The 20,197-nt window shown below is 46.5% G+C and carries 23 protein-coding genes and 1 tRNA gene; 10 read left to right on the top strand and 14 right to left on the bottom strand.

Translation table 11 applies throughout. The features are described from left to right. Window positions 1–126 precede the first annotated feature (126 nt). Window positions 127–765, top strand: a complete 639-nt coding sequence (locus AC2T15_RS06385) for a BUD32 family EKC/KEOPS complex subunit (RefSeq protein ID WP_286593499.1) — start codon at window positions 127–129, stop codon at window positions 763–765. Between the two features lie 65 nt (window positions 766–830). Beyond that, window positions 831–1,886 carry a DUF2333 family protein gene (locus tag AC2T15_RS06390; RefSeq protein ID WP_286593498.1) on the top strand — a complete coding sequence of 352 codons (1,056 nt, stop codon included), beginning with the start codon at window positions 831–833 and terminating at the stop codon, window positions 1,884–1,886. An 85-nt stretch (window positions 1,887–1,971) separates the two neighbouring features. Here AC2T15_RS06390 and AC2T15_RS06395 read toward each other — a convergent pair whose 3' ends face one another. The 9 genes from AC2T15_RS06395 to dinB all read right to left on the bottom strand — a co-directional run bounded on the left by AC2T15_RS06395 (window position 1,972) and on the right by dinB (window position 9,545). Further along, on the bottom strand, window positions 1,972–3,033 hold the full coding sequence (locus tag AC2T15_RS06395; RefSeq protein WP_286593497.1) for a tetratricopeptide repeat protein: 1,062 nt from the start codon (window positions 3,031–3,033) through the stop codon (window positions 1,972–1,974). Then, a complete protein-coding gene (locus AC2T15_RS06400; protein ID WP_286593496.1) occupies window positions 3,034–3,834 on the bottom strand; it encodes an energy transducer TonB in 801 nt (266 codons plus the stop codon). A gap of 2 nt (window positions 3,835–3,836) precedes the next feature. Next, the gene (locus AC2T15_RS06405) at window positions 3,837–4,250 is read right to left on the bottom strand and encodes an ExbD/TolR family protein (protein WP_053099681.1); all 414 of its coding nucleotides are present in this window, start codon (window positions 4,248–4,250) and stop codon (window positions 3,837–3,839) included. 12 nt (window positions 4,251–4,262) lie between these two features. Next, on the bottom strand, window positions 4,263–4,751 hold the full coding sequence (locus AC2T15_RS06410; RefSeq protein ID WP_373332739.1) for a MotA/TolQ/ExbB proton channel family protein: 489 nt from the start codon (window positions 4,749–4,751) through the stop codon (window positions 4,263–4,265). Between the two features lie 55 nt (window positions 4,752–4,806). Beyond that, the gene (locus AC2T15_RS06415; RefSeq protein WP_286593495.1) at window positions 4,807–6,150 is read right to left on the bottom strand and encodes a MotA/TolQ/ExbB proton channel family protein; all 1,344 of its coding nucleotides are present in this window, start codon (window positions 6,148–6,150) and stop codon (window positions 4,807–4,809) included. Continuing rightward, window positions 6,147–6,920 carry a DUF3450 domain-containing protein gene (locus AC2T15_RS06420; protein ID WP_286593494.1) on the bottom strand — a complete coding sequence of 258 codons (774 nt, stop codon included), beginning with the start codon at window positions 6,918–6,920 and terminating at the stop codon, window positions 6,147–6,149. Before AC2T15_RS06420 ends, AC2T15_RS06415 begins: the two co-directional genes overlap by 4 nt. Before the next feature lie 111 nt (window positions 6,921–7,031). Beyond that, window positions 7,032–7,814: a class II glutamine amidotransferase gene (locus AC2T15_RS06425; RefSeq protein WP_286593493.1), complete on the bottom strand. Its 783-nt coding sequence runs from the start codon at window positions 7,812–7,814 to the stop codon at window positions 7,032–7,034. Then, window positions 7,807–8,358, bottom strand: a complete 552-nt coding sequence (locus AC2T15_RS06430) for an MFS transporter (protein ID WP_286593492.1) — start codon at window positions 8,356–8,358, stop codon at window positions 7,807–7,809. The genes AC2T15_RS06425 and AC2T15_RS06430 overlap by 8 nt, the downstream gene beginning before the upstream one ends. A gap of 89 nt (window positions 8,359–8,447) precedes the next feature. Further along, window positions 8,448–9,545: a DNA polymerase IV gene (gene dinB / locus AC2T15_RS06435; RefSeq protein WP_286593491.1), complete on the bottom strand. Its 1,098-nt coding sequence runs from the start codon at window positions 9,543–9,545 to the stop codon at window positions 8,448–8,450. Window positions 9,546–9,773: 228 nt separating this feature from the next. On the opposite strand from dinB, the gene AC2T15_RS06440 reads away from it, so the two are divergent. Further along, a tRNA-Met gene (locus AC2T15_RS06440) sits at window positions 9,774–9,850 on the top strand. Window positions 9,851–10,313: 463 nt separating this feature from the next. On the opposite strand, the gene AC2T15_RS06445 is transcribed toward AC2T15_RS06440, so the two are convergent. Beyond that, window positions 10,314–10,544, bottom strand: a complete 231-nt coding sequence (locus AC2T15_RS06445) for a helix-turn-helix domain-containing protein (RefSeq protein WP_053101535.1) — start codon at window positions 10,542–10,544, stop codon at window positions 10,314–10,316. A 166-nt stretch (window positions 10,545–10,710) separates the two neighbouring features. On the opposite strand from AC2T15_RS06445, the gene AC2T15_RS06450 reads away from it, so the two are divergent. From AC2T15_RS06450 to AC2T15_RS06465, 4 genes are all read left to right on the top strand, one after another. Next, complete coding sequence (locus AC2T15_RS06450) at window positions 10,711–10,932, top strand: hypothetical protein (protein ID WP_053101536.1); 222 nt, start codon at window positions 10,711–10,713, stop codon at window positions 10,930–10,932. Window positions 10,933–10,934: 2 nt separating this feature from the next. Next, window positions 10,935–12,161 carry a tyrosine-type recombinase/integrase gene (locus AC2T15_RS06455; protein WP_053105479.1) on the top strand — a complete coding sequence of 409 codons (1,227 nt, stop codon included), beginning with the start codon at window positions 10,935–10,937 and terminating at the stop codon, window positions 12,159–12,161. Between the two features lie 2 nt (window positions 12,162–12,163). After that, a complete protein-coding gene (locus AC2T15_RS06460; protein WP_053101538.1) occupies window positions 12,164–12,412 on the top strand; it encodes a hypothetical protein in 249 nt (82 codons plus the stop codon). A gap of 67 nt (window positions 12,413–12,479) precedes the next feature. Then, window positions 12,480–12,674: a hypothetical protein gene (locus tag AC2T15_RS06465; RefSeq protein WP_486777805.1), complete on the top strand. Its 195-nt coding sequence runs from the start codon at window positions 12,480–12,482 to the stop codon at window positions 12,672–12,674. Window positions 12,675–12,692: 18 nt separating this feature from the next. Here AC2T15_RS06465 and AC2T15_RS06470 read toward each other — a convergent pair whose 3' ends face one another. From AC2T15_RS06470 to AC2T15_RS06485, 4 genes are all read right to left on the bottom strand, one after another. Beyond that, entirely contained in the window at window positions 12,693–13,547 is an 855-nt protein-coding gene (locus AC2T15_RS06470) for an IS3 family transposase (protein ID WP_350325120.1), read from the bottom strand. Continuing rightward, entirely contained in the window at window positions 13,544–14,080 is a 537-nt protein-coding gene (locus AC2T15_RS06475; protein ID WP_373331822.1) for a helix-turn-helix domain-containing protein, read from the bottom strand. Before AC2T15_RS06475 ends, AC2T15_RS06470 begins: the two co-directional genes overlap by 4 nt. Window positions 14,081–14,168: 88 nt before the next feature. Next, a complete protein-coding gene (locus AC2T15_RS06480; RefSeq protein WP_350325120.1) occupies window positions 14,169–15,023 on the bottom strand; it encodes an IS3 family transposase in 855 nt (284 codons plus the stop codon). Next, window positions 15,020–15,556, bottom strand: coding sequence for a helix-turn-helix domain-containing protein (locus tag AC2T15_RS06485; RefSeq protein ID WP_373331822.1), 537 nt, complete (start codon window positions 15,554–15,556; stop codon window positions 15,020–15,022). Before AC2T15_RS06485 ends, AC2T15_RS06480 begins: the two co-directional genes overlap by 4 nt. 59 nt (window positions 15,557–15,615) lie before the next feature. Between AC2T15_RS06485 and AC2T15_RS06490 the strand changes: the two genes are divergently transcribed. From AC2T15_RS06490 to AC2T15_RS06500, 3 genes are all read left to right on the top strand, one after another. Further along, the gene (locus AC2T15_RS06490) at window positions 15,616–16,278 is read left to right on the top strand and encodes an HD domain-containing protein (RefSeq protein ID WP_486777806.1); all 663 of its coding nucleotides are present in this window, start codon (window positions 15,616–15,618) and stop codon (window positions 16,276–16,278) included. Between the two features lie 205 nt (window positions 16,279–16,483). Continuing rightward, the gene (locus tag AC2T15_RS06495; protein ID WP_486779027.1) at window positions 16,484–18,877 is read left to right on the top strand and encodes a type I restriction-modification system subunit M; all 2,394 of its coding nucleotides are present in this window, start codon (window positions 16,484–16,486) and stop codon (window positions 18,875–18,877) included. Beyond that, the gene (locus AC2T15_RS06500; RefSeq protein ID WP_486777807.1) at window positions 18,877–20,190 is read left to right on the top strand and encodes a restriction endonuclease subunit S; all 1,314 of its coding nucleotides are present in this window, start codon (window positions 18,877–18,879) and stop codon (window positions 20,188–20,190) included. Before AC2T15_RS06495 ends, AC2T15_RS06500 begins: the two co-directional genes overlap by 1 nt. Window positions 20,191–20,197: the final 7 nt, after the last annotated feature.

The raw sequence follows: 20,197 nt of genomic DNA on the forward strand, positions 1-20,197 counted from the left end.
TTAGCGAGCCAAGCTCTTAAGCCATTGAGCTAAATCAACGGAGCTAAGTTTTCTCAAGCGCTGTCCAAGACTACGTTTTACCTAGGCAGTTTGCTACTATACCAAGCCTTAGATTAGGGGCTTTACATGCAGATTCTTTCAGCAGCTGACTACTTACAATTAACACAAGATGCACGGATTCTTGAGCAAGATGGATTTGGGGTAAAGGTACTGGCCTTAACCGATGGCAATATCCTTAAGTTGTTTCGGCGCAAACGCTTGATTACTTCAGCCGCGCTTTGGCCCTATGCCAAGCGTTTTGCCACTAATGCCACAAAACTTAAGCAGTTGGGCGTACCCAGCCCTGATATTTTGCAGCTCTATAAGGTGCCCCATATAGAGCGCGATGCGGTATATTATCGACCGCTCCCCGGGCTGACTCTGCGCCAATTACAGTCCAGCGAGCACACAGCACAGGTGCCTGATAATCTATTTGTATTACTGGCTGAGTTTGTCGCCAAACTGCATCATAGCGGGATATATTTTCGTTCAATCCACTTCGGTAATATTGTACTGACCCCCGAGCAGCACTTAGGCTTAATTGATATTGCCGATCTAAAAACCCAAAGACGCGCACTGTCAGGCCATCAACGGCAGCGTAACTTTAAACATATGCTGCGTGATACTGAGGATCGTGCTTGGTTAGCTAGCGCCAAGTATGGTGATTTCGCCCAGCATTATCAGGACTTAACCGGCTACCCTGTGCCTACACTAGGCCTGAACTAACCCTAAAAGCGCTACTCTACTTAATCTTCATTTTCCAACTTTGCGTTAACTTAAGGAGCTGACCAATGCTCAACTGGAAACATCGCACCAAAGATCAGATTAATAACTCCGCCGAGGGCGTGAGAAGTTATCTCAAAGGCATTTGGTTTAGTCGTGCCGTCACTGGCACCTTGGTCTTACTGTTAATCGTTAATATTGCTGTTGGCTGGTACTGGAGCCAAGAACCCGATAACTTTCCAGTTAAGCAAACCACTCAAGCCGCTGCCGAAGCCGCTCAGCGAGAAGTCGTGGTTGGCTACACCACCGTCGAAACCGTCAAGCAAATTACCCAAGTGTTGCTTAATAAACCCGGTGGTTATCTAAGTAATGACGTTACGCCACCGTCAATTTTTTTAGATAATATTCCTTCTTGGGAATATGGCGTGATTGTACAAGTACGGGATATTTCCCGCGCCTTGCGCAAAGATTTTGCTCGTTCGCAGTCACAATCCACCGAAGACCCAGATCTTGCTAAAGCCGAACCAAAATTTAACTTTGATCATAAAAGCTGGGCCTTTCCAGCCACCGAAGATGAGTATCGGATGGGGATTAAATACCTTGATCGTTACTTGAAAAATTTGGCTGACCCCAGCAAAGATAAAGTACAGTTTTATGCCCGCGCCGATAACCTCAATAACTGGCTAGGCGATGTAGCTACCCGTCTTGGTTCTTTATCCCAACGTTTATCTTCAAGTATTGGTAAGGCGCACCTACAAACCTTGCAAAGTCAGCCTTCTTCAATAGAAACCGCCAACCTTGGTAGCGAGGCCTTAACCAAAACCCCGTGGATGCAAATTGATAACGTGTTCTACGAAGCCCGCGGCCAAGCCTGGGCACTAGCCCATTTATTGCGGGCGATTGAAGTGGACTTTGGCGATGTACTGGAAAAGAAAAGCGCCCTCACCAGCCTGCGGCAAATTATTCGTGAGCTGGAAGATGCCCAAGAGCCACTGTGGAGCCCGATGATCTTAAACGGTGATGGGTACGGTATTTTAGCCAACCACTCACTGGTGATGGCCAACTATATTTCACGGGCGAACGCCGCCATTATCGAGCTGCGCCAGCTACTCTCTCAAGGCTAAACGCTAAATCAAGTAACCACAAAAAACGCCCGATTCTTAACGAGAATTGGGCGTTTTTTATTACCGTGGGTTTCATCCAACTCAACTAAGGAGTCACCTGTGGCTTTAACCAGCGCTCTAACTCTGCGATAGCTGCTACTTCTGCCCCCTGCTGCTTGGCCTTAACTAGCGCTTGCTGCCCCAACTCCAGCTGATCAACTTGTAAGGCTAACTGCGCTACCGCTAACCAATCCTCAGCTTGCTGATAAGTTTCGGCCAGTTCACGAAATAAGCGCAACGCTAACTCTCGCTCTTTAGCCTGCCAATACAAGTGAGCTAATTGGGTTTGACTGGCTTGTGTTGAAGGAACCTGCTGTCGCTCTAACAGCCCTTGCAATAAGTGCGCTGCCTGCCATGGCTGACCACTTACCTGAGCGAGCTCCACCATGCGCTGCCAATCTTCTGCAGTCAGTGGCAACTGTTTGAGATAAGCGGCATGCAAGGTACTAAACGCCCCCAGCCAATCTTCGGCACGCTGCTGGATCGCTGCTAATTGCCGCCAGTGGGCGGTATTCTCTGGCGCTTGTAGCAACAATTGCCGCTGCCAAATAGCAGCCACCGTGTAATCTTCTTGTTTAAGCGCCGCAGCCAATAGGGACTGAAGCGAATCCAACGTTAGGTTTTCTGCACTTAACTGCTGCGCTAACTGCCTAACCGCCTGGGTTTTACCTAACGCTTGCAGCGCTTGAATCTCTAGCAATTGGCGCTGAGGCGTCACTGGCAACAGAGCCAATTGCGCTAAAGCGGCTTGATAACGGCCTTGGGCCAGCGCTAACTCGACAAAATTTTGCCGATCTTCACTGGCTTGAGCGGCTGTTAGCTGACCGCTTTGCAGGGCTTTTTGCAAGTAATCCAAGGTGGCGGCATAGTCTTGCTCGCTCCAACTTAGATAGGCCAAGCTACGCCAAACCAGCGCTTGCTCGGCGCTCTTGGCCTTCAACTGCAGACGCTCAAGCAACTGCTTAGCCGCTGCGGTTTGCCCTTGTTGCTGCTGAGCTTGGGCCTGCTGCAAAGCGTTCAGCACCTCTGGCTGAATGACTTGAGCCGACCAGGCACTAGCGCTAATCACTGTTAAACAAGTAGCCGCTAGCCAAGCTTTGATTGCCATTTATCGCCCTCTGCCTTGAATTTTAAACTCAATGACTTTTTCTCCCCGCTGCTCGACCGGCTGCCCTTGCTGGCGACCTGGGGTAAATTTCCATAAAGCGGCTACTCGTTTAGCCTCGTTATCAAAGATGTTCTTAGGTGACGCCTCTAAAATCTTAATATCGCGAGTAGCTCCGGTTTTAGTGATCACAAAGCCCACTTTTACATAGCCTTGGATTCCACGACGTTGCGCCATTTTCGGATAATTAATTTTTACCGCATTAGTCGGCTGGGCATTCTTACTAACACCTAACGGTTGCTCTGCAGCAGGAGCGCTAGGCGCCTGAGCCTTACTGTCAACCGTCGCCTGACTACTTGAACTAGTCGTGCTACTGGAGGATGGCGTAGCCGCGGCTTTCGGTGCCTCAGTTGCTGGTTTAGGCTTTACTTGGGGCTTGGATTTCGGTTCGGGCTGTTTCTTTGGCTCCGCTTTCACCCCTTCTAAGCTGGGAGTGGGTGCGGTTTTAATCTGTACCTTGCTGGCCACAGGTACTGGCTCCACATCCACCACTGCTTTTAACGCTGTAGGCGGCTCCGGCTGCAACACCTCAGGCACCTCCGTCGGAGGTGGCGGTGGCTCAGGCAAATTGGGACGCACTTTAGCAGGAGGCTCAGGACTACTGCTGGGCATCGCTATAAACTGCGCCATCTGCACCGGCGGCTGACTTTGCTCATGGGTTGCCGGAGTAATCATAATTAACATCAGCACAAAACTGGCTAAGACAATAGCCACTGCCACCAACAGCGATACAGTCCAACGCATAATTACCGAGACTCCGTTGAGGCAGCTAAGGCAACATCGGTTACCCCAGCTAAACGCGCCTGATCCATCACCTGCACCACCAAACCTGTTCGCGCCTCTTGATCAGCTTGTACCACCACTAAGCCTTCAGGGTGTTCTTGGCGTAAGCGTTCAACATGGCTGCGCACACTGCGCACATCCACCGCTTGCTTATCCAACCAAACTTGGCCATCTGCAGTCACCGCAATCAAAATATTAGCATTATCTTGGGCACTTGCTGAGTTGGCCTGTGGACGATTGACCTCAACTCCAGACTCTTTAATAAAGGTGCTAGTCACGATAAAGAAAATCAGCATGATAAACACCACATCCAGCATCGGGGTTAAATCGATGCCGGTGTCCTCTACCGCCTGATCACTGTAACGACGTCTTCTCATATTCTGTTCCTACTACTCCGCCCGCAACTGATCGGCTAATTGCGCCAAGGCACGACGCGCATTGCGCTCTAAGCGCGCCAAACTAAATAACCCACCAATGGCTAATACCATGCCAGCTAAGGTAGGCAGGGTTGCCTGCCACACGCCTGCCGCCATTGCTCGCGGATTACCAGCGCCATTAATTGCCAGCACATCAAATACCGCAACCATGCCCGTGACCGTACCCAGCAGCCCCAGCAAAGGAAACATCGCTACCAAGGTTTTAGTCACTGTTAATGGGGTTAGCAGCTGCAAGTGCGCCTGCGCCAACCAAGCACTACGCACCGAGCGCGGCCAGTATTGATGCTCGGCGTCTAAACATAGTTGCTGCCAAGCCTGTTTGCGCTCTTTAGCCCAGGTTGGAAAAATGCGTTGGGTATACCACAAGCGCTCCAGCACCAGTGTCCAAAACAATACACACAACGCAGCCAGCACCCACATCACAAAGCCGCCCGCTGCCATCAGATCTAATAGCTCATGACTACTATCAATTAACCAAAACCAAAGGCTTTGCCAATTACTCACGGGATTTTTTTCCTGATAAATGCAGAGCTAACAAGCCAACCGACTGCTGCTCTAGTAATTGCACTAAGCCTTTGCTGCGTGCAGCCAAAATGCTATGCAGGAACAACAGCGGAATCGCTACTACTAAGCCCTCTACAGTCGTTACCAGCGCTTGGGAAATACCGTCAGCCATTAAACGCGAATCACCGCCACCACTTTGGGTAATGGCTTGGAAGGTAATAATCATCCCGGTTACCGTACCCAACAGCCCCAGCAAGGGTGCAACGGCTGCAAGTAGCTTTAATAAACCCTGACCACGCTCTAAACGTGGCGTCTCACGCATTACTGCTTCATCAAGCTTTAACTCTAAGGTTTCTAAGTCTTGCTCTGCAGGCTGCTCACCCAATGCACCCAGTACGCGACCTAAAGGGTTATTGGCTTGCGGTTGAGTGAGTTGCTGCATTTGCTTTTGCACGCTACGGGTCACTGCTTGTAACTGCAATAAACGCACTATCGCCAACAACAGGCCAAAGGCGCCCAGAGTTAGAATCACCCAACCAACTAAGCCGCCATGTTGCAATCTATTCCACAAGGTCGGCTGCTGCTGCAGCTGCTCAACCAAGGAACCGCGGGTCGGATCTAAAGGAAACACCGCCAGGGACTCTTGGCTATTTTTCCAAGCCTGCGCCGCTTTAACCACCTGCGGCTGACGGGGTAATAACTCAAAGGCCTGCTCACCGGCTTTATAGCTGAGATACCCCTGCTCGCTATAGGCTGAAAATGGCCCCACGCGAACAGCCGATTGCTGATGCTTATTACCCTGGCCATCAATCACCGGCGCCATAAACTGGGCCACCTGTCCACTGGCGGTTAGGTCTTGCACTAAAAGCATCCAATACTGCTCGATTTGCTCTGGGCTCAGCACCTTCTGTGTTTTGTTTAACTGCTCTAGCTGCGCAATGCGCTCGGGATACTCAATATTTAATAAGCTGTCTTGCCACTGCGCAGACATATCCCCAGCACTTTGTTTAATTGCCGCAAACACGTCACCTAGCTCCCCCACTTGCTGCTTTAGCTGCTGTGCTTGCTCGGCCAATTGCTGCTCATTGTGCTCAAAGGTTGTTTTTAACTTATCAGAGCTGGCTTGTAACTGTGCTAGCTGCTGTTTAGCTTCAGCGAGGATGCTGGCCTGCTGCTCTTTAGCGGCAATAAATTGCTGCTCACGGACCTGCATTTGCTGCTGCTCGTGCTGTTTAGTTTGCTGAATTTGCTCAAGCAATTGCTCGGGGCTAAGCGGTGCAGCTACTACCAAGCTACTAGCCAACAAGGCACTGACTGCCAAGACTAAGCGCTTCATGGCTGATCTCCTTGGGTGGCTAAGGTAGTCACTGGCAACATCAGCCAGTCCGGTGATTTTTGTTGACGGGCAATGCCTAAAGCCGCGGTCAATGGACGACGAGCGCTACTGGGCAACTCTTCCCAACTTTGCTTCTGGCGGTTCCACCAGCCACTGGTGTGGCCATCTGCGGTTTGGTAATACAGCATGCTGCGTCCCACCCGCAAAAACTCAACGGTTTTCTCTTCGCTGCCTTGCTGTAACTCACCACGCCAGGCCTCTAAGGTACGGCCGTAATCGCTTTCAATTTGATAGGCTTCCAGCACCCGGCGATATTTCTCTGCTAGCGAAACATCGGCCCGCGCCACCAGCTGCTGCAAATGCGTGATTCGTTCTTGACGTTCTTGGGGTAAAAAGGGCAAATCTGCCGCTATAAACTGTTCAAGTACCTGTAGCATGTGCTGTAAGTGCGGCGTCACAAACTCTTCAGCCGCGGCTAAATCAGCTAACTGCTGTGCATGGGTACTTTGTTCTTGTTGCTGCGCTTTAAGCAGATCTTCAAGCTGCTGATTGTAAACCGTTAACGATTGAATTTGCTTCAGCGTTTTACGGTAATCATTCAGCGCTGACTGAGTTGCACTGTCTAGCTGATCAATCTGCTGTTGGGATTGCTGCGCTGCTTGCGACAGCGTTTGAGTATCGGTTAACGCCTTATCCAGTGGATTGGCCAGCGCTAGCGGAGAACAGAGCGCTAAGCCCGCCAGCCAAGCACGAACACGTTTTTGCTGCATTAGAGAGTATTCCTTGATCGACAGTCGCCTTAAAGAGAATGATTATCATCTTCTAGTGAGATTTAATCAAGCCTCAATCGCACTCTGCCGAGCAAGTAGGCCCTCAAATGCCTAAGCGTTGCTTAACTGCCCCTCAGCTACACATTCACCGGCTTGCCACAATCGCCACTCTAAAGGAGCATAAGTATGCCACTGCTCGTTATGGGTCAGAGGATCAGTGGCAAACACACTGACCACATCATTGGCGGTGGTTTGCGAGGCAAAATCAACGCTCACATCGGCGTCTTTCAAGGTTGCCGGACCAAAGGGCGCGCGCCGTGTAATGTAAGCCAGTTTGGTGCTACAAAAACTAAACAACCACTCACCATTACTCAGCAAGCAGTTAAATACCCCTAAGGCCACATAATCTGCACAGGCGACCAATAACACCTCAAGCATTTGTTGCACACTGGGCTCTTGGGTAAATTGCTGACGCAGGCGATTTAACATATCGCAAAAGGCGCGCTCGCTATCGGTATCTCCTACTGCCTGATAAAATCCTGGCTCTGGAGAAAAATCCTTTAACTGCCCGTTATGGGCAAAGCACCAGCGCTTACCCCACAATTCACGAGTAAAGGGATGGGTATTAGCTAAATTAACCTCACCTACGTTGGCTTGGCGGATATGGGCAATCACGTTAGTACTTTTAATCGGATAGCCCTGTATCAGACGGGCAATTTCTGAGTCAGAGGATGGCGCTGAATCCTGAAAAATCTGCAAGCCCTTGCCCACATAAAACCCCACGCCCCAACCATCACGATGCGGCCCGGTCTTACCGCCACGCTGCATTAAGCCGGTGAAGCTAAATACAATATCCGTTGGCACATTGGCGCTCATGCCTAATAACTCACACATCTTTACTGCTTCCTGCTCCCATATTGTCACATAAGACCGGCTCAATTCGTTGTTTTTGCTCAGCGGCTAGCCGCTCACCCAAGGTCATATCGGCTGACTTAGTTTGACTGGTACGGCCAATACCTTCATCGGCCGTCACCGAAAACGACTCCACTGGCTCTACCTCTGCCGCCTCGATTGCATCATTTTTCGCCGCTGGCGTTACCTGTTTAGCGCGGTATTTATGCCAGCCCCAACGCAGCAAGGCAAATAGCACATAAGCCCCCAAACCAAGGATCAAATAAGTGAGTAAGCTAGTGACTGATATTAGCTCAATGCTTTTATTTAAAAAGTACTCAATCGAGGCAATAACAAAGGCTGGCGCATATAAGGCTTTTTCTGCCATAACCGCTGAAGGTGTTAATAGTACCACCGCAACCACCACGCGAATCGGTTCACGCAAGTAGCGCCACATCCAGCGAGTAAAATAAAAACTAGCGCCAATACATAACAGCGCAGCGGCCAAATAAATCATCCAGGCCAGTTGATAGTCAGATTCGCTCATTTACCTATCCAAAAATAAATTACCCGCCCATAGCGGGAGCTGATGGTTGATGCAAAGGGCGAAGAATATCGCTTTCTATGCTGCCTTCGCTAGTGCTTCAAGCTTAACTGCGGATAGCCAGCACTATTTTGCTCAAATAATTCGAGCTGCGACATGCGATTTAGATCCACCAAACGCACGCCCACTCCCAATAAGCGCACCGCTTTATTGCCCCGCTCATACGCTTTTTCTAGTAAGTTTTGGTAGCTGTTTAAGCTCAAAGGCAACCCTACTTGCTCTAAGGTGGTTTGGCTAAAGTCATTAAACTTAATTTTGACAAAGGGTTTATCCGGACGATAATTATGCGCTGCTAGCCGCTGCAAGCGCCGCTGTAACTGCTCAAGTAAACTTGGCAACTCGGCTAAACAAGCCGCAAGATCAGGTAGATCATAGGTAAAGGTTTCTTCCACACTAACAGTTTGCCTACGCACATCAGCCTGCACTGGCCGCTCATCAATGCCGTGGGCGAGCTGCCACAAACGCTCGCCAAAGCGGCCAAAGTGTTTATGCAGCAGCAGTCGATCGGTTTCACGCAAGATGGCGCAGGTAGTAATGCCTAAAGCACTTAGTTTATCGGCAGTCACCTTACCTACACCATGCAGTTTATTGACTGGCAAGTTTAGAACAAACTGATCCACCTCATCGGGCGTGATCACAAACAAACCATTGGGCTTGCGCCAATCTGAGGCGATTTTTGCTAAGAATTTATTCGGGGCGATACCGGCCGACACGGTAATGTTTAGCTCAGTCCAGATTTGCTGGCGAATGGCTTCTGCAATCCAAGTTGCGCTGCCTTGGCAGTGCTCTGCCTCGGAGACATCTAAAAAGGCCTCATCCAGCGATAAGGGTTCAATTAAGTCGGTGTATTGGGCATAAATTTGCTGCATCTGCTGCGAGGCTTCACGGTACACCTCCATCCGTGTTGGCAGTACGATCAGCTCAGGACATAAGCTTAAAGCGCGACTGGTCGACATCGCTGAGTGCACTCCCCAGCTACGCGCCTCGTAATTACAGGTAGAAATCACCCCACGCCGCGCAGCGGCGCCGCCAACCGCTACTGGCTTGCCAATTAAGCGAGGATTATCCCTCAGCTCAATCGATGCATAGAAGCAATCCGCATCAATATGGATGATTTTCCGCGGCTTCATCGACTCACCGACCCTTTTTCCTTTTCAAAAAAAGTTACCTTACGCCATCTTTAACCTATGCTTCACTACTTAAAGCATTTTTTTAAAAATATTTTTATATTATTTAATTTCAGCCAAAGCAGCTAACCACAAGGGCTGCAGCCACCAACAGCTCGGCTACAGCGGCTTTATTTTAACTTATTTAGATAATTTCTTTGACAACTTTGTTTTAGCCCCTATAATGATCGCCGCGGGATGGAGCAGCTTGGTAGCTCGTCGGGCTCATAACCCGAAGGTCGTCAGTTCAAATCTGGCTCCCGCAACCAGATTCATCAATAAAGCCTCAAGCATTTAAGTGTTTGGGGCTTTTTTGTATCTGGACTTCCTGTAACCCTTTTCTCATGCGCCTTACAGCGCTCTTCTCTTAGCTGTACAGGGCTTTTTTTAAGATGCTTTTAAAGCTGTTTTGGCCGCATAAAATGCCATAAAAGCGCATCTCTTAAACACTCTAAAAATAGCGTGCTGACCATATGCTGACCAAATCCTGCCACTTTGCTGACAAAATGCTGACCATTTTATTGGTCAGCGGCTATAAATTTTGACCTTCGGGCACCAGTAGAAAAATATTTTTTAATGGGGTTTGGTCAGCAAAATTATCTCCCCTGAGCGCCTAGCGCGTACTCAAAAATGGATCAATAAAGCACTCGAATAGCTCGCTTAATCTAACCATTGTAATTAGATCAATGTGCCTAGTTTGCTCTTCACAGAGCGCTAAAGTAGCGTTACAAGTCAGACCAGCTCTTCAGGCTCAACCTTGCTATTAGGTATGTACTCAAAAATCTCACCCACTTCACAGTTAAAAAGCTCACACAGTTTATCAATTGCATTTAAGTCAATTCTGATAGCACGCTCGTCGTAAAGCGCAGTAACTGTATTTCGGTGCAAACCCGTTTCCCTCGCTACATCAATAATCTTCATTTTGTGCATACCCATGAGGGTAGATAGATGGCACTTAATCATTTTACTCTCCTTAAAAAGCCTTACAGGAAGGCATAAAGACTTGAATTAGTGCTAAAAGTACATATAATCATCTTGCAGTAAGGCATAAAGCCTTCCTTTTGTATGTAGCGCCTAGTTATAGGTCTTTTAATTAATCAGCAGGTGATTCTACCTAGGAGTTAGAAAAATGTCTCATACGTTCTTAACCACCGATCAGCTCTCTGAGCGTATCCACTACAACGCACGCACTATTCGTCACCAGCTGGTGGATAAGTGCCTGTTTGAAGGCCGTCACTATGTGCGTCCTTTTGGTGGCCGCAAGTACTTGTTTATTTGGGAAACCATTAAAGAAGACTTGCTTGCCTCGTACAGCGACAGCGTCGCAATGCCTTTCCAAGCGGAGGCTTAATCATGGCTAACGTTCGTGTAGATGAGCGCACCGACAGGCTCTATTTAGATTTTCGCTACCAAGGTAAGCGTTACCGTGAGTTTTCAGGATTAAAAAATACGGCCACCAACACTCGCAAGCTGGAAAAACTGGGCGAAAAGATTGAGCAAGAGATTGTTCTGGGTTCTTTCAAGTATCACCATCACTTTCCAGAGTCAGCAGCAGGCAAGCGTTTTGCTCAAGAAGAGCTGGAGCAGATTAAACAGGCTACAGCCATTACAGCAGCAGTCACCTCGGCACTAAAGGTTGAATCAACCAATACGCCACTGTTTAAAGATTTTGTTGAAGAATGGATCATGGAGAACAAGATCTCTTGGCGGGATTCTCATTTGAGCAATATGCGCAACATCGTCAAATGCCATTACTTACCGCATTTTGCAGACAGAGAAGTCGGCAGCATCACTCGTGCTGAATTGTTAAAGTTTCGATCAGATCTCGCCAAAGTTCCAGGTCGAACTGTTAACAAGGGACTCTCAGCAAACCGTATCAACAAGATCATGGATCCGTTGCGACGTGTTTTTGAGGAAGCCGCCGACCGTTATGAATTTAACACACCTTTTATCCGCATTAAACCACTGCGTATTCAGAAAAGTGACGTAGAGCCTTTTACGTTGGCGGAAACACTGCGCATTATCGCAGCAGCACGTCCTGACTATAAAAACTATTACATAGTGCGCTTTTTCACCGGCATGCGCACTGGTGAAATTGATGGCCTCAAGTGGAAGTATGTAGACTTTGAGCGTCGCCAGATCTTGATACGAGAAACCATTGTTGCGGGTAAAGAAGACTATACCAAGACCGACTCGTCACAACGTGAAATTCAAATGACAGATGCTGTTTACCGTGCTTTAAAACACCAGCATAAAGCTACGTCATTGGTATCAGAATTTGTCTTCTGCAATCTCAAAGGCACACCGCTGAATCATAACAATGTGACTAAACGTGTCTGGTATCCGCTATTGGCCAAACTCAAGCTTGAAAAGCGTCGCCCTTATCAAACACGCCACACTGCCGCCACGCTCTGGCTCGCAGCAGGTGAAGCACCAGAGTGGATCGCCCGGCAAATGGGCCATGCCAGCACCGAAATGCTGTTCAAAGTGTATTCACGCTACGTGCCCAACCTTACTCGCAAAGATGGCTCAGCCTTTGAGCGCCTGTTAGATGAGCAAATGAGTCTGCTGGAGAAATAACCATGCAAACGATTCTATTGAAAACAGAGCAGCAGAAGTTGATCACGCCACGCAATGTGACGATCTGGTTGATTAACTATTACAAGATTCCGCGTAGTAATGATTTGTCGTTGCACTGGGGCTTACCGTACTGGATCGACAACTACACCGCTATCAAATATTGGGTTGAGAGCGTCATGAGCGAAAAGCCCTATAAGGGTCGCGTACTAGGTGATCTTCGCCGCCGCTTTGAAGAGCAATTACCTATTTAAAACGACAAAGCAGCACTCAACTCACTGCTAACCGTAGATAATAATGATCAACTAAAGGATACATGATATGGAAACTTTTGATGTAGATATCGCTTGGATAAGTCTACTCGATAGAGCGAATGACATCTGGAGCGTAGAAACACGCGATAAACGATTTTACCAGGAAAGCTGTAACTTGAGGGGACTGCAACATACTGATGGCTATATTGCTTTGATTGAAATTCACAGCAATCAGCTTGCTCGAGTGCTGGACATGGAGTGAACCCCTTTTCTTGGACTCTTAAGCCACGCTTTTACTTAGGTACTGAGCTCTGTATTGAGCAGGGCTCATCTTTAAATTAAGCATGATTCGTTCGTTGTTATAGTAGCTAATGTAATCTTTTATTTCCTTCATCAGTGATTTTTCTGATTTGCCCTTGAAACGATAAAAGAACTCTTTTTTAAAGGTAGCGAAGAAACTTTCCATGGCTGCATTATCGTAGCAATTACCTTTGCGAGACATGCTTTGAGTGATGTTGGCGTTAGCCAACGACCTTTTAAAGTCATACATGCGGTAATGCCAACCTTGATCTGAGTGCAGAAGCGTTGTCTTGCTGCTATCAAGCTGCGGTATTACTTGGTTGAGCATCTCCTCTACAAGGCTATAGGTAGGCCGTTTTGAGATCGTGAACGCTGTTATTTCACGATTAAACAGGTCCATTATCGGCGATAGATAGTATCTTTTACCCTTGAACTTAAGCTCTGTAATGTCTGTGGCAAGCTTGGAGTCAGGCTCTTTCGCTTTAAACTTTCGAGCTAAAATATTTTTGACTGCAGCACCTTTAGCTGAGCCTTGCAGGTAAATATATTTACGTTTGGGGCGGACAGCTTCTAGATTAAGTTCGTTCATAAGACGCAGCACTTTCTTGTGATTAACGATTAAGTTTTTCGCTAAGCGTAAAGCCATCGTTATCCTACGGTAGCCGTAGCGCTGCTTGTGTTGCTGGTAAAGCTCGCTGATATCTACCTTTAGCTGCGCATCTTTATCGTGTCGCTGCAAACACTGCAACTGATAATAGAACGTGCTTTTCGCAAGCTGTGCTGCACGCAGCAGCAGTTTTAAAGCATGCTCCTGCCTTAATGCATCAACAATTATCGTTTTTTCTTTGGCGCTGACTTTTTGCTTTGCATTAAGGCGTCCAACTTTTTTAGATAAGCATTCTCCGCACGCAAGTACTCTATCTCTTCAAGCGCTTTAGCCAGGGCCTGCTGCTCTGGAGTGCGTTTTTCATCAGCGTTAGAGTCTTTGGGTTTATTTACCTTCGCAGCCATACGCTCACCTTTTGATTTAAGAGCATGAATGCCACCTTGCTCGTAAAGCCTCTGCCAGCGCTTCACGGTGCACTGACTACCCAGGTTAAATAAAGCGGCAGTAGCAGAATAAGTTAGCTCATCTTCTTCCATTCTCTGCAAGACAGATCGCTTAAAGTTAGCATCATATCGGGTTGATACCTTCAGTTCGACATCAAAAGCAGACTTACCATGCTGTTTATAACGATCAGCCCATCGCTTTAATGTTGCGTCATTAAGTAAGTATTTTTTTGAAAACTCAGCACTACTTAAATGCCCTTTAAGGTATTTTCGTACCGCGTTTATTTTAAAAGCTTTGGTGTGTTTCGGTCTTTTCATTGTGAACCCTTCCAGTTGAAAGTTTAGTCCAACTTTAGGGGTTCACTCCAGACACCGAGATGTGGAGTGAACCCCTTTTCTTGGACTCTTAAGCCACGCTTTTACTTAGGTACTGAGCTCTGTATTGAGCAGGGCTCATCTTTAAATTAAGCATGATTCGTTCGTTGTTATAGTAGCTAATGTAATCTTTTATTTCCTTCATCAGTGATTTTTCTGATTTGCCCTTGAAACGATAAAAGAACTCTTTTTTAAAGGTAGCGAAGAAACTTTCCATGGCTGCATTATCGTAGCAATTACCTTTGCGAGACATGCTTTGAGTGATGTTGGCGTTAGCCAACGACCTTTTAAAGTCATACATGCGGTAATGCCAACCTTGATCTGAGTGCAGAAGCGTTGTCTTGCTGCTATCAAGCTGCGGTATTACTTGGTTGAGCATCTCCTCTACAAGGCTATAGGTAGGCCGTTTTGAGATCGTGAACGCTGTTATTTCACGATTAAACAGGTCCATTATCGGCGATAGATAGTATCTTTTACCCTTGAACTTAAGCTCTGTAATGTCTGTGGCAAGCTTGGAGTCAGGCTCTTTCGCTTTAAACTTTCGAGCTAAAATATTTTTGACTGCAGCACCTTTAGCTGAGCCTTGCAGGTAAATATATTTACGTTTGGGGCGGACAGCTTCTAGATTAAGTTCGTTCATAAGACGCAGCACTTTCTTGTGATTAACGATTAAGTTTTTCGCTAAGCGTAAAGCCATCGTTATCCTACGGTAGCCGTAGCGCTGCTTGTGTTGCTGGTAAAGCTCGCTGATATCTACCTTTAGCTGCGCATCTTTATCGTGTCGCTGCAAACACTGCAACTGATAATAGAACGTGCTTTTCGCAAGCTGTGCTGCACGCAGCAGCAGTTTTAAAGCATGCTCCTGCCTTAATGCATCAACAATTATCGTTTTTTCTTTGGCGCTGACTTTTTGCTTTGCATTAAGGCGTCCAACTTTTTTAGATAAGCATTCTCCGCACGCAAGTACTCTATCTCTTCAAGCGCTTTAGCCAGGGCCTGCTGCTCTGGAGTGCGTTTTTCATCAGCGTTAGAGTCTTTGGGTTTATTTACCTTCGCAGCCATACGCTCACCTTTTGATTTAAGAGCATGAATGCCACCTTGCTCGTAAAGCCTCTGCCAGCGCTTCACGGTGCACTGACTACCCAGGTTAAATAAAGCGGCAGTAGCAGAATAAGTTAGCTCATCTTCTTCCATTCTCTGCAAGACAGATCGCTTAAAGTTAGCATCATATCGGGTTGATACCTTCAGTTCGACATCAAAAGCAGACTTACCATGCTGTTTATAACGATCAGCCCATCGCTTTAATGTTGCGTCATTAAGTAAGTATTTTTTTGAAAACTCAGCACTACTTAAATGCCCTTTAAGGTATTTTCGTACCGCGTTTATTTTAAAAGCTTTGGTGTGTTTCGGTCTTTTCATTGTGAACCCTTCCAGTTGAAAGTTTAGTCCAACTTTAGGGGTTCACTCCAGACACCGAGATGCTACAGCTCCCACAGGATGTCGTTCGTACTCATTTTGCTTGGCGACAACCGGATCAATTGGATGCACAAGGTGCGCTCTGGTATTACGCTGAAACGATAGAAAATCCTGTCTTAAAAGAGTTCATCACTAATATATTGAGCGATGCCAAGATCATGCATCCTTTTTACATAGCTCGAGCTAGCCAAGATTATCATCACAATGAAAAAGGCGGTCTTTTTAAACACAGTGTGCAAGTTGCTTTAACTGCCATTCACCTAGCGTGCAATCACGAACTCGAAGAAGATGAAGTTGAGTGCGCATTTGTCTGTGGTTTGCTGCATGATATTGGCAAGATCATGATGTTTTATAACACTGATAAAAACCAACAAAAAGGCGTAAATGGTCAACATGAAGCTTTTAGCTTTATGGTGCTTGCCGAGCATCTTAAGCGCTTAAAAGCTCAGGATAAAACTCTGTTTGAAGCTGTTTCAGCAACGCTATCGGCTAATGTAAACGGGAAAAAGCATTGCGAATACGTGATCGAAACTATTGTCCGTGCTGCCGACCTTGTTTCGGCTGAAGCTTATCAAAGCCGTGCCGCATTCAAAGGCAAACCGGCATCACTTCTGCGTGCTAGTTTTCACTCTGGCAAACACTATAAGCGCCTAAAGCAAATGTAAAGTAATGTAGCTGCAAAACACGCATAGGCCAGCAAGGTTGTTTTGTACTTGCTGGCCTTTTGGTATCTAATATCCAATTTTTTATTCTTCTTATACCAACATGCCACCCTAGAAATATTACTTTCATTCTAGGCCAGCACTCCCTATTTAAGGCATCAACATGAACCACAGCGCACACAATAAACTCATTTCTTTTATTTAGAGCATTGCCGACGACTGCCTGCGTGATGTGTATGTACGCGGCAAGTACCGTGATGTCATTTTACCTATGGTAGTGCTACGTCGTTTAGATACTTTGCTTGAGCCAAGCAAACAAGCCGTCTTGGATGAAGTGAAGTTCCAGAAAGAAGAAATGGATGCCATTGAGCTGGATGATGCTCCGCTGATGGCTGCGTCCGGTTATGTGTTCTACAACACCTCTAAGTGGACGCTAAAATCAATCTACAGCACGGCGACCAACAACCAGCAAATCCTACTGGCAAACTTTGAAGAATACCTACTGGGCTATAGCGATAACGTTAAAGAGATCATTGAGTGTTTTAACCTGCAAGCGCAGATTCGTCACATGGCATCCAAGCAGGTATTACTCGATGTGGTGGAGAAGTTTGTCTCGCCCTATATCAACCTCACACCCAATGCAGTTGCTGATCCTGACGGCAATCTGATGCCTGGCCTCAGTAATCTGGGCATGGGGTATGTGTTTGAAGAACTGATCCGTAAATTTAACGAAGAAAATAACGAAGAAGCCGGTGAACACTTCACGCCACGTGAAGTGATTGAGCTGATGACGCACCTGGTGTTCGACCCAGTGAAAGACCAGTTACCGCTTACTATGACAGTGTATGACCCTGCTTGCGGTAGCGGTGGTATGTTGACTGAATCTCAAAACTTCATTGAAGAAAAGTACCCGAACGACAATCGTGATGTGTACCTCTACGGTAAAGAGATCAACGACGAGACTTACGCTATTTGTAAGTCTGACATGATGATTAAAGGCAACAATCCAGAAAATATTCGTGTTGGCTCAACTTTATCTACCGACGAGTTCGCCGCACACCGTTTTGATTTTATGCTTTCTAATCCGCCCTATGGCAAAAGCTGGGCTTCAGAGCAAAAGCATATTAAAGATGGCAACGACGTTATCGACCCACGTTTTAAAGTGAAATTAAAAGATTACTGGGGCGTAGAAGCAGAAGTGGATGCCACACCACGCTCTAGCGATGGCCAGCTACTCTTCTTAATGGAAATGGTCAACAAGATGAAAGATCCGAGCGTAAGCCCATTAGGCAGCCGGATTGCTTCTGTTCATAACGGCTCATCGCTCTTTACCGGTGATGCGGGCGGTGGCGAAAGTAACATTCGTCGCTTTATCATTGAAAACGACATGCTAGATGCCATCGTTCAGTTACCTAATAACTTGTTCTATAACACCGGTATTACCACTTACATTTGGGTGTTGAGTAACAATAAACCTGAGGCACGCAAAGGCAAGGTGCAGCTGATTGATGCCAGTCTGTTATTCCGTAAGCTGCGTAAAAATCTGGGTAATAAAAACTGCGAGTTCTCACCTGAGCATATTGAAGAGATTGTCCGCACCTATTTAGATTGCGCCGCAGTCGAGCGCCAGCTAGATAACAATGGTGACCCCACCGGCATGGCCAGCCAAGTGTTTGATAACGCAGACTTTGGTTATTACAAAGTCACTATCGAGCGCCCAGATCGCCGTAAAGCGCAATTTAGTGCTGAGCGTATTGCCAATCTGCGCTTTGATCGACAGCTGAGCGAAGTCATGCAGCACTTGTACAGTGAGCATGGCGAACAGGTATATGCCGCGACAGGCTTTGGTGAAAATAATAAAGTCAGCTTCTTAAAATCCATCGAGAAAGATATTCTTAAATGGTGTGAAGACAACGACATCAGCCTGAATGCCCGCGCTAAAACCAAGCTGTTGGATGTTAAGCAATGGCTGGCGCTGCAAACCTTGCACGCAACCGCTGAGCAGTTAATGCAGGCGATGGGTGATGACGAGTTCGATGACTTCAACCAGTTTAAAGCCAAGGTTGATGCACAACTAAAAGCCGATAAAACCAAACTCACAGCGTCAGAAAAAAACGCCATTTTAAACAGTGTCAGCTGGTACGACGAAAACGCCGCCAAAGTGATTAATAAAGTAGTCAAGCTCAGTGGCGATAAGCTCGATGAACTGCTAGAACGTTTAGGCTGCAGCGAAGCGGATTTGCCTGACTTTGGTTACTACCCACGTCCAGCCACCGAAGGCGGCAAACAAGGCGAATACATCACTTACGAAACCAGCGCCGATTTGCGCGATAGCGAGTCAATCCCCGTTAAAGACAGCATCCACCAGTATTTTCGTGATGAAGTGCAACCGCATGTGAATGAGGCTTGGATCAATCTGGACTCAGTTAAAATCGGTTATGAAATCAGCTTTAATAAATACTTCTACCGCCATAAACCCTTGCGTGCGCTGGAAGATGTGGCGGCCGACATCATTAGTTTGGAGCAACAAGCCGAAGGCTTAATAGCGCAGATTTTAGGTATGAGTGGCTTTGATGCAGCAGTTAAAGAGGTGCAGAGCTAATGGTTAAATTTGCACAGCTGCCTAAGTATGAGGCGTATAAGGATTCAGGAGAAGGCTGGATTGCTGAGGTACCGGCTCACTGGGATGTTAGGAAATTAAAGCATTTGTTTTTTGAAAAAAAACATACTAAGAATATGAGTCTGAACTCTGGTGCTATCAGTTTTGGCAAGGTTGTGGCTAAAGATGACGACAAAATTTTACAAAGCACGAAGGCTTCGTATCAAGAGGTTTTGACAGGTGAGTTTTTAATCAACCCTTTGAATCTTAACTATGACTTGATTAGCTTGAGGATAGCATTATCAGAAATAAATGTTGTAGTAAGTGCCGGTTATATCGTAATCAAAGAAAAAGAACAGATTAGCAAAAAGTACTTTAAGTATTTTTTACACATGTATGATATTTCATACATGAAGCTACTCGGGTCTGGCGTGCGTCAGACAATTAGTTTTAATCATATTTCTGATAGCTTATTGTTATATCCTCCACTAGAAGAGCAAACCTTAATCGCCAATTTTCTCGACCAAAAAACCACTCAAATCGATGCTGCCATTGCCATTAAAGAGCAGCAAATTGAGCTGCTAAAAGAACGTAAGCAAATCATTATCCAGCAAGCCGTCACCCAAGGCCTCGACCCTAATGTGCCAATGAAAGACTCAGGCGTAGAGTGGATTGGGCAGATACCGGAGCATTGGGAAATTAAACGCATTAAGCATGTGACTTCAAAAATTGGTAGCGGTGTAACTCCTTCTGGTGGTGGTTCTACTTACTTAGATGAAGGTATCCCATTGCTCAGAAGTCAAAATATTCATTTTGATAGAATCGACTTGACCGATGTAGCAAGAATATCAAGAAAAACTTATCAGGATATGTCAAACAGCCAAGTAAAAAAGGGAGATGTGCTTCTTAATATTACTGGCGGTTCTATTGGACGATGCTATTTTGTTGATACAGATGAAGATATGAACGTTAATCAGCATGTTTGTATAGTTAGGCCCATGAAGAACATTGAAACAGTATTCTTGAATGCGTTTTTAGCATCAGAGGTTGGTCAAGGGCAAATATGGTTTTTTCAGCAAGGTGGCGGACGTGAAGGTTTAAACTTTCAAGCTTTAAAAAACTTCTCATTAGCTCTTCCTCCTACGGCAGAGCAAAAAAAAATAGTATTTTTTATTGAGAAAGAATCAGCAGAGTTAAATGAATTAATAGAGTTGCAGCGTAAACAAATCCAAAAACTCAAAGAATACAAAACCACCCTAATCAACAGCGCCGTTACCGGCAAAATAAAAATCACCCCAGATATGCTGCAAGCTTAAGCAAGGA

It is taken from the genome of Thiopseudomonas sp. SA1F2-1K (genome assembly GCF_057443035.1).

What these genes read in the sequence shown, in the direction of transcription:
- AC2T15_RS06385 (WP_286593499.1), top strand. Translation starts at nt 127, where the DNA reads ATGCAGATTCTTTCAGCAGCTGACTACTTACAATTAACACAAGATGCA.
- AC2T15_RS06390 (WP_286593498.1), top strand. Translation starts at nt 831, where the DNA reads ATGCTCAACTGGAAACATCGCACCAAAGATCAGATTAATAACTCCGCC.
- AC2T15_RS06395 (WP_286593497.1), bottom strand. Translation starts at nt 3,033, where the DNA reads ATGGCAATCAAAGCTTGGCTAGCGGCTACTTGTTTAACAGTGATTAGC.
- AC2T15_RS06400 (WP_286593496.1), bottom strand. Translation starts at nt 3,834, where the DNA reads ATGCGTTGGACTGTATCGCTGTTGGTGGCAGTGGCTATTGTCTTAGCC.
- AC2T15_RS06405 (WP_053099681.1), bottom strand. Translation starts at nt 4,250, where the DNA reads ATGAGAAGACGTCGTTACAGTGATCAGGCGGTAGAGGACACCGGCATC.
- AC2T15_RS06410 (WP_373332739.1), bottom strand. Translation starts at nt 4,751, where the DNA reads ATGGCAGCGGGCGGCTTTGTGATGTGGGTGCTGGCTGCGTTGTGTGTA.
- AC2T15_RS06415 (WP_286593495.1), bottom strand. Translation starts at nt 6,150, where the DNA reads ATGAAGCGCTTAGTCTTGGCAGTCAGTGCCTTGTTGGCTAGTAGCTTG.
- AC2T15_RS06420 (WP_286593494.1), bottom strand. Translation starts at nt 6,920, where the DNA reads ATGCAGCAAAAACGTGTTCGTGCTTGGCTGGCGGGCTTAGCGCTCTGT.
- AC2T15_RS06425 (WP_286593493.1), bottom strand. Translation starts at nt 7,814, where the DNA reads ATGTGTGAGTTATTAGGCATGAGCGCCAATGTGCCAACGGATATTGTA.
- AC2T15_RS06430 (WP_286593492.1), bottom strand. Translation starts at nt 8,358, where the DNA reads ATGAGCGAATCTGACTATCAACTGGCCTGGATGATTTATTTGGCCGCT.
- dinB (WP_286593491.1), bottom strand. Translation starts at nt 9,545, where the DNA reads ATGAAGCCGCGGAAAATCATCCATATTGATGCGGATTGCTTCTATGCA.
- AC2T15_RS06445 (WP_053101535.1), bottom strand. Translation starts at nt 10,544, where the DNA reads ATGATTAAGTGCCATCTATCTACCCTCATGGGTATGCACAAAATGAAG.
- AC2T15_RS06450 (WP_053101536.1), top strand. Translation starts at nt 10,711, where the DNA reads ATGTCTCATACGTTCTTAACCACCGATCAGCTCTCTGAGCGTATCCAC.
- AC2T15_RS06455 (WP_053105479.1), top strand. Translation starts at nt 10,935, where the DNA reads ATGGCTAACGTTCGTGTAGATGAGCGCACCGACAGGCTCTATTTAGAT.
- AC2T15_RS06460 (WP_053101538.1), top strand. Translation starts at nt 12,164, where the DNA reads ATGCAAACGATTCTATTGAAAACAGAGCAGCAGAAGTTGATCACGCCA.
- AC2T15_RS06465 (WP_486777805.1), top strand. Translation starts at nt 12,480, where the DNA reads ATGGAAACTTTTGATGTAGATATCGCTTGGATAAGTCTACTCGATAGA.
- AC2T15_RS06475 (WP_373331822.1), bottom strand. Translation starts at nt 14,080, where the DNA reads ATGAAAAGACCGAAACACACCAAAGCTTTTAAAATAAACGCGGTACGA.
- AC2T15_RS06485 (WP_373331822.1), bottom strand. Translation starts at nt 15,556, where the DNA reads ATGAAAAGACCGAAACACACCAAAGCTTTTAAAATAAACGCGGTACGA.
- AC2T15_RS06490 (WP_486777806.1), top strand. Translation starts at nt 15,616, where the DNA reads ATGCTACAGCTCCCACAGGATGTCGTTCGTACTCATTTTGCTTGGCGA.
- AC2T15_RS06500 (WP_486777807.1), top strand. Translation starts at nt 18,877, where the DNA reads ATGGTTAAATTTGCACAGCTGCCTAAGTATGAGGCGTATAAGGATTCA.